The organism is Streptomyces sp. CNQ329, assembly GCF_000482585.1.
Map to the genome: position 1 here is coordinate 162,064 of NZ_KI519460.1, position 12,432 is coordinate 174,495.

Annotated in this window: 12 protein-coding genes; 11 read left to right on the top strand and 1 reads right to left on the bottom strand. The window is 74.4% G+C overall.

The window, feature by feature from the left end; translation table 11 throughout:
- Position 1: 1 nt before the first annotated feature.
- The 11 genes from I003_RS0130245 to I003_RS0130295 are packed head-to-tail and all read left to right on the top strand — an operon-like array spanning position 2 to position 11,652.
- On the top strand, positions 2 to 1,249 hold the full coding sequence (locus tag I003_RS0130245; protein WP_027774839.1) for a glycosyltransferase: 1,248 nt from the start codon (positions 2 to 4) through the stop codon (positions 1,247 to 1,249).
- A complete protein-coding gene (locus I003_RS0130250; RefSeq protein WP_027774840.1) occupies positions 1,246 to 2,490 on the top strand; it encodes a class I SAM-dependent methyltransferase in 1,245 nt (414 codons plus the stop codon). Before I003_RS0130245 ends, I003_RS0130250 begins: the two co-directional genes overlap by 4 nt.
- On the top strand, positions 2,487 to 3,317 hold the full coding sequence (locus I003_RS0130255) for a glucose-1-phosphate cytidylyltransferase (protein ID WP_027774841.1): 831 nt from the start codon (positions 2,487 to 2,489) through the stop codon (positions 3,315 to 3,317). The genes I003_RS0130250 and I003_RS0130255 overlap by 4 nt, the downstream gene beginning before the upstream one ends.
- Positions 3,314 to 3,961 carry a PIG-L deacetylase family protein gene (locus tag I003_RS0130260; protein ID WP_027774842.1) on the top strand — a complete coding sequence of 216 codons (648 nt, stop codon included), beginning with the start codon at positions 3,314 to 3,316 and terminating at the stop codon, positions 3,959 to 3,961. The genes I003_RS0130255 and I003_RS0130260 overlap by 4 nt, the downstream gene beginning before the upstream one ends.
- A gap of 3 nt (positions 3,962 to 3,964) precedes the next feature.
- Complete coding sequence (locus I003_RS0130265; protein ID WP_027774843.1) at positions 3,965 to 4,990, top strand: SDR family oxidoreductase; 1,026 nt, start codon at positions 3,965 to 3,967, stop codon at positions 4,988 to 4,990.
- A 17-nt stretch (positions 4,991 to 5,007) separates the two neighbouring features.
- Positions 5,008 to 6,261, top strand: a complete 1,254-nt coding sequence (locus I003_RS0130270) for a DUF4910 domain-containing protein (RefSeq protein ID WP_037722321.1) — start codon at positions 5,008 to 5,010, stop codon at positions 6,259 to 6,261.
- Between the two features lie 5 nt (positions 6,262 to 6,266).
- Complete coding sequence (locus I003_RS0130275; RefSeq protein ID WP_037722322.1) at positions 6,267 to 7,547, top strand: membrane protein; 1,281 nt, start codon at positions 6,267 to 6,269, stop codon at positions 7,545 to 7,547.
- Positions 7,544 to 8,509 (top strand): glycosyltransferase family 2 protein, encoded by a 966-nt coding sequence (locus I003_RS0130280; protein WP_027774846.1) that lies wholly within the window; start codon positions 7,544 to 7,546, stop codon positions 8,507 to 8,509. Before I003_RS0130275 ends, I003_RS0130280 begins: the two co-directional genes overlap by 4 nt.
- Positions 8,506 to 9,771 carry a polysaccharide pyruvyl transferase family protein gene (locus tag I003_RS0130285; RefSeq protein ID WP_027774847.1) on the top strand — a complete coding sequence of 422 codons (1,266 nt, stop codon included), beginning with the start codon at positions 8,506 to 8,508 and terminating at the stop codon, positions 9,769 to 9,771. Before I003_RS0130280 ends, I003_RS0130285 begins: the two co-directional genes overlap by 4 nt.
- Positions 9,768 to 10,319 carry a dTDP-4-dehydrorhamnose 3,5-epimerase family protein gene (locus I003_RS0130290; RefSeq protein ID WP_027774848.1) on the top strand — a complete coding sequence of 184 codons (552 nt, stop codon included), beginning with the start codon at positions 9,768 to 9,770 and terminating at the stop codon, positions 10,317 to 10,319. The genes I003_RS0130285 and I003_RS0130290 overlap by 4 nt, the downstream gene beginning before the upstream one ends.
- 7 nt (positions 10,320 to 10,326) lie before the next feature.
- On the top strand, positions 10,327 to 11,652 hold the full coding sequence (locus I003_RS0130295) for a glutamate-1-semialdehyde 2,1-aminomutase (protein WP_027774849.1): 1,326 nt from the start codon (positions 10,327 to 10,329) through the stop codon (positions 11,650 to 11,652).
- A 7-nt stretch (positions 11,653 to 11,659) separates the two neighbouring features.
- Here the strand turns inward: I003_RS0130295 and I003_RS0130300 are convergent, their stop codons facing one another.
- Positions 11,660 to 12,349, bottom strand: coding sequence for a phosphatase PAP2 family protein (locus tag I003_RS0130300; RefSeq protein ID WP_027774850.1), 690 nt, complete (start codon positions 12,347 to 12,349; stop codon positions 11,660 to 11,662).
- Between the last annotated feature and the right edge of the window lie 83 nt (positions 12,350 to 12,432).

The following is a 12,432-nucleotide window of genomic DNA, read 5'->3' on the forward strand; positions in this document are numbered from 1 at the left end:
CATGCATGTACTCGTGGTGCACAACCGCTATGTCTCGGCGCAGCCGAGCGGGGAGAACAGGGTCGTCGACCAGGAGGTGGGGCTGCTGCGCGCGGCCGGCCACCGGGTCGAGGTGTTCGAACGGCGCAGCGACGACATCGGCGCCCGGTCCCTGCTCGGCAAGGCCGCCGTGCCGCTGCTGGTGCCGTGGAACCCGGCGGTCCGCGCGGAGCTGACCCGCCGGCTGCGCGCGGAACGGCCGGACGTGGTGCACGTCCACAACGTCTTCCCGCTCCTGTCGCCCGCGGTGCTGGCCGCCTGCACCGCCGCGGGCGTGCCCACCGTCGCCACACTGCACAACTACACCCAGGTCTGCCCGCCCGGCACGCTGCGGCGGGACGGCCGGCCGTGTACCGAGTGCGTCGGGTCGACGCCGCTGCCCGCCGTCCGGCACGGCTGCTACCGCGACTCCCGGCTGGCGACGGTGCCCCTGGCGGTCGGGCTGTCGGTCAACCGCCGCCGGTGGCTCTCCGGCGTTCAGCGGTTCTTCTGCATCTCCGCGGCCCAGCGCGACGTCCTGGTGCGCTCCGGCATGCCCGCCGGGCAACTGGCGGTGAAGCACAACTTCGTGCCCGACCCCGGCCCCGGCGCCCGCCGTGCCGCGGACGGTGAGCATCTGCTCTTTCTCGGCAGGCTCGCCGAGGCCAAGGGCGTGCGGCTGCTCATGGCGGTCTGGGACGAGATCGCCGCGGACGGCGGGGTGGGCGTGCCGCTCGTCGTCGCCGGCGCGGGGCCGCTGCAGCGGGAGGTGACCGCCTGGGCGGCGGGCCGGCAGGACGTGCGGTACGTCGGTCTGTACGACCCGCAGGAGTGCACCCGTGCCCTCGCGCGGTCCGTGGCCGTGGTGGCGCCCTCGCTGGCCCTGGAGACGTTCGGGCTGGTGGTCGTGGAGGCGATGGCCGCGGGAGTGCCGGCCGTGGCCGCCGGTCACGCCTCCTTCGTCGAACTCGTCGAGGACGGGGTGACCGGGCTGCTGCACCGGCCGGGTGATGCCGCGTCCCTCGCGTCGTGCCTGCGCCGGATCGCGGCCGACCCCGGCCGCAACCGGGAGATGGGCCGGGCGGCCCGGCGCCGCTACGAGCAGGGCTTCAGCCCGGAGGTCGGGCTGGAGCGACTGGTGGCGGGGTACCGCACCGCGATCGCGGGCCGGCCGGCGCCGACTCGCGGTGGGGGCACCCGCCCGAGCAGGGGGGATGGGGACAGCAGATGACACGATGCCGACTGTGCGGCTCGGAAGCGATGGAGAGCGTCGTCGATCTGGGGGCGACACCACCGTGTGAGAGTTTCCTCGCCGCGGACCGACTGGACCTGCCGGAGCCGGCGTACCCGCTGCACCTGCGGGTCTGCACCGACTGCTGGCTGGCGCAGATCCCGCCGCTGATCACCCCGGAGGAGACGTTCCGGGAGTACGCCTACTTCTCCTCGTACTCGGCCTCCTGGGTGGAGCACGCGCGCACCTTCGTCGCCGGAGCCGTCCGGCGGCTCGGCCTCGACGCCGGCGGGGAGGACGCCTTCGTGGTCGAGGTCGCCAGCAACGACGGGTACCTGCTGAGGCACGTGCGGGACCGCGGGATCCGCTGCCTGGGCATCGAGCCGTCGGTGAACGTCGGCGCCGCGGCACGGGACGCCGGGGTGCCCACGCTCACCGCGTTCCTCGACGAGGCCACCGGCGCGGCCGTCCGCGCCGAACACGGACCGGCCGACCTGGTCGTGGCCAACAACGTGTACGCGCACATCCCCGACGTAACCGGGTTCACCCGGGGTCTGCGCGCCCTGGTCGCCGACGACGGCTGGGTGTCCATCGAGGTGCAGCACCTGCTGACCCTGATCGCCGGGAACCAGTACGACACGATCTACCACGAACACTTCCAGTACTACACGGTCGCCTCCGCCGTCCGCGCGCTGGCGAGCGGCGGACTCGCGCTCGTGGACGTCGAGTTGCTGCCCACGCACGGCGGCTCCCTCCGGCTGTGGGCCCGCCCGGCCGACGCGGCCGGCGATCCGTCCCGGCAGGTGGCCGACGTGCTGGCCCGGGAGAAGGCCGCCGGGCTGCAGGAGCTCTCCGGGTACACCGACTTCTCCGCGCGGGTGGCCGGGGTGCGCCGGGACCTCCTCGCCTTCCTCATCGGCGCCGCCGAGCGCGGCGAGACGGTCGTCGGCTACGGCGCCCCGGGCAAGGGCAACACCCTGCTCAACCACTGCGGTATCCGGCCCGACCTGCTCGCGTACACGGTCGACCGCAACCCCTACAAACACGGCCGCTTCACCCCCGGCACCCGCATTCCGATCCTGCCGCCCGAGCAGATAGCCGCCGACAGGCCGGACTACGTGCTCGTCCTCCCGTGGAACCTGCGGGCGGAGCTGTCCCGGCAGCTCTCCTACGTGCACGCCTGGGGCGGCCGGCTGGTCTTTCCCATCCCGGAACTGAGCATTGTCGAGGTCAAGCCATGAAGGTCGTACTGTTCTGCGGCGGCTACGGGCTGCGTATGCGCAGCGGCGCCTCCGACGACGTGCCCAAGCCGATGGCGATGGTGGGCCCGCGCCCGCTGATCTGGCATGTCATGCGCTACTACGCGCACTACGGGCACACGGAGTTCATCCTGTGCCTCGGATACGGGGCGCACCACATCAAGGACTTCTTCCTCAACTACGAGGAGACCGCGTCCAACGACTTCGTGCTGCGCAACGGCCGGACGGAGCTGCTCTCCACCGACATCGCCTCCTGGACGATCACGTTCGCGCAGACCGGTATCGCCTCGCCCATCGGGGAGCGGCTGCGCCGGGTGCGGCATCTCCTGGAGGGCGACGAGATGTTCCTCGCCAACTACGCCGACGTGCTCACCGACGCCCCGCTGCCGGAGATGACCGAGCGGTTCGCCCGGCGCGACGCCGGCGCGTCGATGATGGTGGTGCCGCCGCAGTCCTCGTTCCACTGCGTGGACCTGGGGGAGGACGGTCTGGTGGGGGGCATCACCGCGGTGAGCGAACTGCCGCTGTGGGAGAACGGCGGCTACTTCGTGCTGCGGCAGGAGGTCTTCGACCACATTCCGGAGAACGGCGATCTGGTCGCGGACGGCTGCGCCCGGCTGGCCAAGCGCGGCCGGCTCGTGGCTCACCGGCACCGCGGCTTCTGGAAGCCGACCGACACCGTGAAGGAACGGGCCGCGCTCGACGCCGCCTACGCCCGTGGCGACCGGCCGTGGGCCGTGTGGGAACGGGAGGGCGCGGGCGCCGGCGTGCACGGCGGCGGGATCGGCGCCGGAGCGGAGACCGCGTGATCCGGCTCGGGGCCCGGTGCCCGGACCGGATCGCCGCCGTCGGGGCGCACTGCGACGACATCGCCATCGGCGCCGGCGGCACGTTGCTGACACTGTGTCAGGCGCGGCCGGGTATCCGCGTCGACGCCCTGGTGCTCTCCGGCGGCGGCAGCGAACGGGAGCCGGAGGAGCGGGCCGCGCTCGCCGCCTTCTGCCCGGGCGCCGACCTGCGGCTGACCGTCCTCGGGCTGCCGGACGGCCGGCTGCCCGCGCACTGGGACGAGGCCAAGGCCGCGGTCGAGGGACTGCGCGGGCGGACCGATCCGGAGCTGGTGCTCGCCCCCCGTACCGAGGACGCGCATCAGGACCACCGCGGGCTGGCCCGGTTGGTCACCACCGCCTTCCGCGACCACCTCGTGCTCTGCTACGAGATCGTCAAGTGGGACGGCGACCTCGGCCGCCCGGCCGCGTACCTGCCGCTGTCGCCGGATACCGCGGAACACAAGGTGCGGCTGCTCCAGGAGCACTACCCCTCGCAGCGGCACCGCCCCTGGTACGACCGCGAGGTCTTCCTCGCCCTGGCACGGATCCGCGGCATCGAATGCCATGCGCGCTACGCCGAGGCGTTCGCCGTCACCAAACTCACTCTCGACCTGGGGGGCTGACCCTTGCGCGTACTGCTGACCGGGCACCAGGGCTATCTCGGCACCGTGATGGCGCCGGTACTCGCCGACGCCGGACACCGGGCCGTCGGCCTCGACTCCGGCCTGTTCGCCGACTGCGTGCTGGGCCCGCCGCCCGCCGACCCGCCGGGGCTGCGGGTGGATCTGCGCGACGTGACGGCCGGGCACCTGGCCGGGGTGGACGCCGTGATCCACCTGGCCGCGCTCTCCAACGACCCGCTGGGATCGCTGGCGCCGCAGCTCACCTACGACATCAACCACCGCGCCTCCGTCCGGCTGGCCCGGCTCGCCCGTGACGCCGGAGTCAAGCGCTTCCTGTACGCCTCGACGTGCTCGGTCTACGGAGCCGCGGGCGGCGGCGAGCTGGTGGGCGAGGACGCCCCGCTGCGCCCCGTGACGCCGTACGCGGAGTCCAAGGTGCGGGTCGAGGACGACCTGCACGCGCTGGCCGACGGCGACTTCAGCCCGGTGTTCATGCGCAACGCCACCGCCTTCGGCTACTCGCCGCGGCTGCGCGCCGACATCGTGCTGAACAACCTGGTGGGCCACGCGCTCCTCTCCGGCGAGGTGCTGGTCCTCTCCGACGGCACCCCCTGGCGCCCGCTGGTCCACGCCGCCGACATCGCCCGCGCCTTCGCCGCCGCGCTGACGGCGCCGCGGGAAGCGGTGCACGACCGGGCGTTCAACATCGGCAGCGAGACCAACAACGTCACGGTCGCCGAGATCGCCGACGAGGTGGCCGCGGCGGTGCACGGCTCCCGGGTGGTGATCACCGGGGAGACCGGGGCCGATCCGCGGTCGTACCGGGTGGACTTCTCCGCCTTCCGCGCCGCGATACCCGGCTTCGCGTGCGCGTGGACGGTGGGGCAGGGTGCGCTCGAACTCGCCGACGCCTACCGGAAGTACGGGCTGACCCGGGCGGACTTCGACCGGCGCTTCACCCGCCTCGCCGTGCTGCGCGCGGCGTCCGGGGCCGGTGCCGTCGACGACACCCTGCGGCGGCGCCGGTGACCGCGCCGGGCGAGGAGATGTACGCCCTGGTGAAGCGGCTGTACCCGCTGTGCCGGAGCATCACGGGCGACGGGGTGCGCGCGACGCTGGAGATCGTCGGCGAGTACATCCCGCTGCACGTGCACGAGGTGCCGACCGGGACGCGGGTGCTCGACTGGACGGTGCCGCAGGAGTGGAACATCCGGGACGCGTACATCGCGGACGCCGCCGGCCGCCGGGTCGTCGACTTCGCCGCCTCCAGCCTGCACGTGCTCGGCTACAGCGTGCCGGTGTCGGCGACCTTGCCGCTGGCCGAGCTGCGCGGACATCTGCACACCTTGCCGGACCGCCCGGCCTGGGTGCCGTACCGCACCAGCTACTACGAGCGGGCGTGGGGATTCTGCCTCGCCCAGGAGACCCTGGACGCGCTGCCGGACGGTGAGTACGAGGTGCGCATCGACTCCACGCTCGCCGACGGCCACCTCACCTACGCCGAGCACGTGATCCCCGGGCGGGTCGCCGACGAGGTGCTCGTCTCCAGCCACGTCTGCCACCCGTCGCTGGCCAACGACAACCTGGCCGGCATCGCGGTGGCGGCATTCCTGGCGCGCGCGCTGGGGGAGCGGACGCCGTACTACACCTACCGATTCCTCTTCGCGCCCGGCACCATCGGGGCGATCACCTGGCTGGCCCGCAACGCGGACCGCGTGCGGCGGGTCAGGCACGGGCTGGTGCTGGCCTGTGCGGGAGACCCGGGCCCGCTGACGTACAAGCGGAGCAGACGCGGCGACGCGGAGATCGACCGGGTGCTGCGACACGTGCTCGCCTCCTCCGAACGCCCGTACCGCATCAAGGAGTTCACCCCCTACGGCTACGACGAGCGGCAGTTCTGCTCGCCCGGGTTCGATCTCGGCGTGGGCTCGCTCACCCGGACTCCGTACGCCGGCTATCCCGAGTACCACACCTCGGCGGACGACCTGGACTTCGTCTCCTCCGAGGCGATGGCGGACACGCTCGCCGTCTGCCGCGAGGCGTTCGCCGTGCTGGACCGCAACCGGCGGTACCTCAACCTCAGCCCCTACGGCGAGCCCCAGCTCGGCCGGCGGGGGCTGTACGACTCGCTCGGCGGGCGCAGCGACGCCCGGCAGGCCCAGATGGCCATGCTCTGGGTGCTCAGCCTCTCCGGCGGGGAGCACAGCCTGCTGGACGTCGCCGAGCACGCCGGGCTGCCGTTCGACGCCGTTGCCGCCGCGGCCGACGCCCTGGAGGGCGCCGGGCTGATCAGGGCGTGACGCCGATGGCCGCCGAGGGGGAGAAGACGACGGCGTCGCCGGCCCGCGGCATCGCCGCCCGGCTGTCGTGGGGCCTGGCCGACCAGGCGGCCTCCAGCGCGTCCAACTTCCTGGTGGGGATGTACGTCGCACGCTCGCTCGGCCCCGCCGCGTTCGGCGTGTTCAGCCTGGCCTGGGTGACGTACGGCGTGGTGCTCGGCGTCTCCCGCGGGCTGGCCACCGACCCGCTCGTGGTGCGCTTCAGCGGCGCGCCCGAGGAGTCCTGGCGGGAGGCGACGGCCCGGTCGTCGGGCACCGCGCTCGGTGCCGGGGCCGCCTTCGGCGCCGCGTGTCTGGCCGGGGGGGTGTGTGCGGGCGGTGACATGGGAGCCGCCTTCATCTGCCTCGGCGTCGTGCTGCCGGGGCTGGTGCTCCAGGACGCCTGGCGGTTCGCGTTCTTCGCCGCCGGCACCGGACGCAAGGCGTTCGTCAATGACGTCGTCTGGGGCGTCGTGTGCGTCCCGGGCCTGGTGATGGCCGCGCGCGCAGGCAGCGTGGCCGGCTTCGTGCTCGCCTGGGGCGGATCGGCCGCCGTCGCCGCGGCGTACGGCTGCCTCCAGTCCGGCGTCCGCCCCCGTCCGGCCGGTGCCCGCGCATGGCTGCGCGACCACCGCGACCTGGGCTACCGCTACCTGGTCGAGAACGTCGGCGTCAGCGGCGCGGCCCAACTGCGGATGTACGGGCTCGGCGCGATCGCCGGGGTCGGCGCGGTGGGCGTGGTCCGGGGCGCCGAACTCCTGCTCGGCCCGTTCCTCGCGGTGCTCATGGGCCTGTCGCTGGTCACCGTCGCGGAGGCGGCACGGGTGCTGCGGCGGGTCCCGCATCGGCTGGCCCGGTTCTGTCTGCTGCTCGGGGCGGGGCAGGCCGCAGCCGCGGTGCTCTGGGGGGCCGCGCTGCTGCTGGTCCCCGACCCTCTCGGCGAACACGTCCTCGGCACCGTCTGGTACCCGGCCTCGGAGCTGATCGTTCCGGCCACGCTGGGCGTCGCGGGCGCGGGTCTCGGCGCCGGCGCGGCGGCCGGACTGCGCGCGCTCGCCGCGGCCCGGCGCAGCCTGCGTGCCCAGTTGTTCGCCTCCGCCTGCTACGCGGGCGGCGGGCTCGGCGGGGCGGCGGCGGCCGGCGTGGCCGGCTCGGCCTGGGGCGTCGCCGCCGCAACCGTCAGCGGGTCCGCGGTGTGGTGGCTGCACCTGCGGTCCGCGCTGCGCGCCCACCATGCCCACCCGATCCCCGAAGTGAGGACGCCATGACCGCCCGACCCCGGCTCAGCATCGGCCTGCCCGTCCACAACGGCGAGGAGTACCTCGCCGAATCGCTCGACGCCCTGCTCGGCCAGACCTACGAGGACTTCGAACTGGTCATCTCCGACAACGCCTCGACGGACGCGACACCGGACATCTGCCGCCGGTACGCCGCGAAGGACTCGCGCATCCGGTACATCCGGCTGCCCCGGAACATCGGCGCCGCACCGAATCACCACTACGTGTTCACCGAGTGCCGGGGCGAGCTGTTCAAATGGGCCTCGCACGACGATCTGTACGCCCGGGACCTGCTGCGGCGCTGCGTGGAGGCGCTGGACGCGCGGCCGGAGGTGGTCCTCGCGCACGCCGGCCAGGCGGTCGTCGACGGCGACGGCCGGGTGAAGGTCCCGTACGAGTACGGGCTCGCCACCGACTCGCCGCACCCGCCGGAGCGCTTCCGCAGCATGCTCTTCGAGCCCGGCGGCGACGACTTCTACGGGGTGATCCGGGCCGACGTGCTGCGCAGGGTGAAGCCGCACGACAGCTATCACCACGCGGACCGCACGTTCGTCGCCGAGATCGGCCTGCACGGGCCCTTCCACCAGGTGCCGGAGCTGCTGTACTTCCGCCGCGACCACCCCGCCCGGGCGGAGCGGGCGAACCCGTCCAAGCGCTCCCGGTGCGTCAACCTCGACCCCCGCCGGGCCGGCCCGCTGCACCCGACGCCCCGGCTGCTCGCCGAGTACGTCTGGGGCTTCGTCTCGGCGATCCGGCGGGCCCCGTTGCCGGCGGCCGACCGGCGCGCGTGCTACCGCCACCTGGCGGCGTGGCTGGCCAGCCGGGCCCGACCGGGCGCCGGGGAGCGGGTCGAGGACCGGGCCCCGGCCGGCCCGGGCGGGCCCGCGGTCTGTGTCGACGCCCTCGTCGCCGGCCGCGAAGGACGTGGCGGCCGTGCGGGGCGGCGGGCATGACCCACGCACGCAGAACCCCCGTACGCGTCGGGGTGTTCGGCCTGCTCGGCTCCGGCAACCTCGGCAACGACGGGTCGCTGGAGGCCGTCCTCGGGTATCTCCGCGCCGAGCATCCGGAGGCGGTCGTGGACGCGCTGTGCGGCGGCCCCGGGACCGTCGCGGCCCGGTACGGGATCCCCGCCTCGCGGCTGCACTGGTACCGCGGCGAGTACCGGACCGCAGCGCGCGCCGGCGCGATCGCGGCGAAGGCTCTGGGCAAGGTCGTGGACGCCGTCCGCACCGCCGCCTGGGTACGCCGGCACGATCTGGTCATCGTGCCCGGCATGGGCGTGCTGGAGGCCACGCTGCCGCTGCGGCCGTGGGGTTTCCCCTACTCGCTCTTCCTGCTCTGCGCGGCCGGCCGGCTGTCCGGCACCCCGGTCGCCCTCGTCGGCGCCGGCGCCGCCCCGATCCGCGACCGGCCGACCCGGGCCCTGGTCCGCTGGTCGGCGCGGCTGGCCGCGTACCGCTCGTACCGCGACGAGCTGTCCCGCGACGCGATGCGGTCGATGGGCGTGGACACCGCGTACGACGAGGTCTACCCGGACCTCGCTTTCGCCCTGCCCGCGCCGGGGGAAGGCGGTGACCCCGGCGCCGGGCCCGCCCGGGATCCCGGGCAGGCGCCCGGCGGCCCGCCGGGCCCGGTCTGCGTCGGCGTCATGGCCTTCCGCGGCGGCAACGACGACCGTGCCCGGGCCGGGGAGATCCACCGGCGCTACCTCGACGGCACGACCCGCTTCGTCCGCGCGCTCGTCGAGGACGGCAGGCAGGTCCGGCTCCTCATCGGCGACGCCGTCGACGCCCCGGTCGTCGCCGCGCTCCTCGAGGCCGTCGACTCGCCACTGGTCACCGCCGCGCAAGCGGCCTCGCTCGCCGACCTGATGAAGGAGACGGCCGCCGCCGACGCCGTCGTGGCCACCCGCTACCACAACCTGGTCTGCGCGCTGCGGACCGGCACGCCCACCCTCGCGCTCGGCTACGCCGCGAAGAGCGACGCGCTCATGGCCCGGATGGGCCTGGGCACGTTCTGCCACCCGGCGCGGGAGATCGACGCCGACCGGCTGCTCGGCCAGTTCCGGGCGCTGGAGCGGCAGTCGGCGAAGCTGCGGCAGACCCTCGCGGAGCGGAACGCGGCCGTGGCCCGGCACCTTGAGGACCAGTTCACCGCCCTGACACGGACCTTGTTCCCGACGACCGACGACGCCCCGCGGGAGGCTTCATGAAAGTGACCGAGGTGCCGGAGATCGCCGGCGCGTACCTCTTCGAGCCGACGCCGTACGCCGACGAGCGCGGTTTCTTCTGCCGCACCTTCGACGCCGGCGTGGTCCGCTCGGCGGGCCTGGACCCCGGTGCCTTCGTCCAGGACAGCGTCTCCCGCTCCGCCCGCGGCGTCGTGCGCGGCCTGCACCTGCGTTCCGGCGCCGGCGAGGCCAAGCTGGTGCGGTGCTCGTACGGGAGGATCTTCGACGTCGTCGTGGACCTGCGGACGGGCTCGCGGACGTACCTGGGCCGGGCCCTGACCGAGCTGTCCGGCGAGACGCAGCGGACCCTCTATGTCCCGGCGGGATGCGCGCACGGCTTCCAGGCGCTGACCGCGACCGCCGACACCTCGTACCGGATCGACCGGCCGCACGATCCCGCGGAGGACGTCACGATCGTCTTCGACGACCCGCACCTCGCCATTCCGTGGCCCCTGCCGGTCACGTCGATGTCCCGGCGGGACCGCGACGCGCCGTGTCTCGCCGAGGTCCTTGCACGAGGGGAGGGGTGAAGCCGGCGTGCTCACCGAAGGGGGAGGACTGCCCCGGTCCCGGATGGCGAACGAGCGGCTGCACGCCCTGATCCCGGGGGGCGCGCACACGTACGCCAAGGGAGACGACCAGTACCCGGAAGACCTCGCTCCGGTCATCAGCCGGGGCCGCGGCGCCCACGTGTGGGACGTCGACGGCAACCGCTACATCGAGTACGGCTCCGGGCTGCGCTCGGTCAGTCTCGGTCACGCCCACCCGCGCGTGACCGAGGCGGTGCGGCGTGCACTCGACCGCGGGAGCAACTTCGTCCGGCCGTCGATCCTGGAGGTCGACGCCGCGGAACGCTTCCTGGCCACCGTGCCGACGGCCGAGATGGTGAAGTTCGCGAAGAACGGCTCCGACGCCACCACCGCCGCGGTGCGCCTGGCCCGCGCCGTCACCGGGCGCCCGCGGGTGGCCGTCTGCGCCGACCATCCGTTCTTCTCCGTCGACGACTGGTTCATCGCCACCACGCCCCTGGCGGCCGGTGTGCCGGCGCCCGCCGGTGAGCTGACCGTGACATTCCCGTACGGCGATCTGGCCGCCACCGAGGAACTGCTCACCCGGTACCGGGACGAGATCGCCTGCCTGATCCTCGAACCGGCCACCCGGGCCGACCCGCCGCCCGGGTACCTCGCCGGCCTGCGCGCACTGGCCGACCGGCACGGATGCGTCCTCGTCTTCGACGAGATGATCACCGGCTTCCGCTGGTCCGAGGCGGGCGCCCAGGGCCTCTACGGCGTCGTCCCCGACCTCTCCACGTTCGGCAAGGCACTGGGCAACGGGTTCGCCGTCTCCGCGCTGGCGGGACGCCGCGAGCTGATGGAACGGGGCGGACTGCGGCACTCCCACGACCGGGTGTTCCTGCTGTCCACCACACACGGGGCGGAAACCCACGCGCTGGCCGCCGCGATGGCCGTGCAGACGGTCTACGCCGAGGAGGGCGTCACCGCGCGGCTGCACGACCTCGGCGAACGGCTGGCCGCCGGGGTGCGCGACGCGGCGGCCGGGACGGGCGTCGGCGACCACGTCGTGGTACGGGGGCGGGCCAGCAACCTGGTCTTCGCCACCCTCGACGAGAACGGGCGGCCGTCGCAGCGCTACCGCACGCTGTTCCTGCGCCGGCTCCTCGAAGGCGGCGTGCTGGCCCCGTCGTTCGTGGTGAGCAGCGCACTCGACGACGCCGACATCGACCGGACGGTCGACGTGGTGGGCCGGGCGTGCGCGGTGTACCGCAGGGCGCTGGACGCCGCCGACCCCACACCCTGGCTGGGCGGCCGGCCGGTGCGGCCGGTCTTCCGCCGCCGGGCGTGACGGGCCGTCAGCGGCGCCCGCCCCGGCCGCCCACCCGGCCGCACGCCCGGTCGACCAGCCACGCCGTCGCCGGCACCACCGCCAGGGCGGTGCACCAGCCGCCGACGACGTCGGTCGGGTAGTGCGCGCCCAGCGCGACCTGCGCCCAGCCCATGGCGGCGCCGGCGGCCAGCGCCGCGCCGAGCACGAGCGGCGCACCGGCCCCTCTGCCGCCGCCGCGGCGGCCGGCGGCCAGGAACGCCAGCGCGAGGGCCAGTGCGGTGAGGAAGGCGGTGTGCCCGCTCGGGTAGGACAGGTTCCCGTCGTGAATGGTGCGCCCGACCAAGGGTTTGAGCAGCGTCGTCGCCGCCACCGCCGTGCCGCTGCCGGCGACGGTGACCACCGCGGTGCGAAAGCGCCCGGCCGCCAGGCACCCCGCCACCGCGACCACGACCGACACCGCCGCCCCGGCGGGCTCCCCGAGGAAGTCCACCGCCAGCGCCACGTCCCGCCACGGTGACCTCACCTCGCCCACCGCCGACCGGATCCCCCGGTCCACCGCGCCGGGCCCGCTGCCGCCGGCGACGAGAACGCCGGTCACCACGACCACCAGCGCGGCAACGCCCGCAACCGGCGCCAGCCACGCACGCAGCGACGGGTGCAGCACCTCGGGCGGGACCCCCCGGCCCGCACGGAAACTCCGGCGGACGTAGCCCACCTCTGCCTCCCGTCCGGCCCTCCGGCCCGCCGGTGCCGCCGGAAGATCGCGGCCGGCGGGCCCGCGGGCACCCACCCTCCGGC

Bases quoted from the DNA above. Each gene is read 5' to 3' on its own strand.
- I003_RS0130255 (WP_027774841.1), top strand. From the start codon at position 2,487: ATGAAGGTCGTACTGTTCTGCGGCGGCTACGGGCTGCGTATGCGCAGC.
- I003_RS0130245 (WP_027774839.1), top strand. From the start codon at position 2: ATGCATGTACTCGTGGTGCACAACCGCTATGTCTCGGCGCAGCCGAGC.
- I003_RS0130290 (WP_027774848.1), top strand. From the start codon at position 9,768: ATGAAAGTGACCGAGGTGCCGGAGATCGCCGGCGCGTACCTCTTCGAG.
- I003_RS0130250 (WP_027774840.1), top strand. From the start codon at position 1,246: ATGACACGATGCCGACTGTGCGGCTCGGAAGCGATGGAGAGCGTCGTC.
- I003_RS0130270 (WP_037722321.1), top strand. From the start codon at position 5,008: ATGTACGCCCTGGTGAAGCGGCTGTACCCGCTGTGCCGGAGCATCACG.
- I003_RS0130275 (WP_037722322.1), top strand. From the start codon at position 6,267: ATGGCCGCCGAGGGGGAGAAGACGACGGCGTCGCCGGCCCGCGGCATC.
- I003_RS0130285 (WP_027774847.1), top strand. From the start codon at position 8,506: ATGACCCACGCACGCAGAACCCCCGTACGCGTCGGGGTGTTCGGCCTG.
- I003_RS0130280 (WP_027774846.1), top strand. From the start codon at position 7,544: ATGACCGCCCGACCCCGGCTCAGCATCGGCCTGCCCGTCCACAACGGC.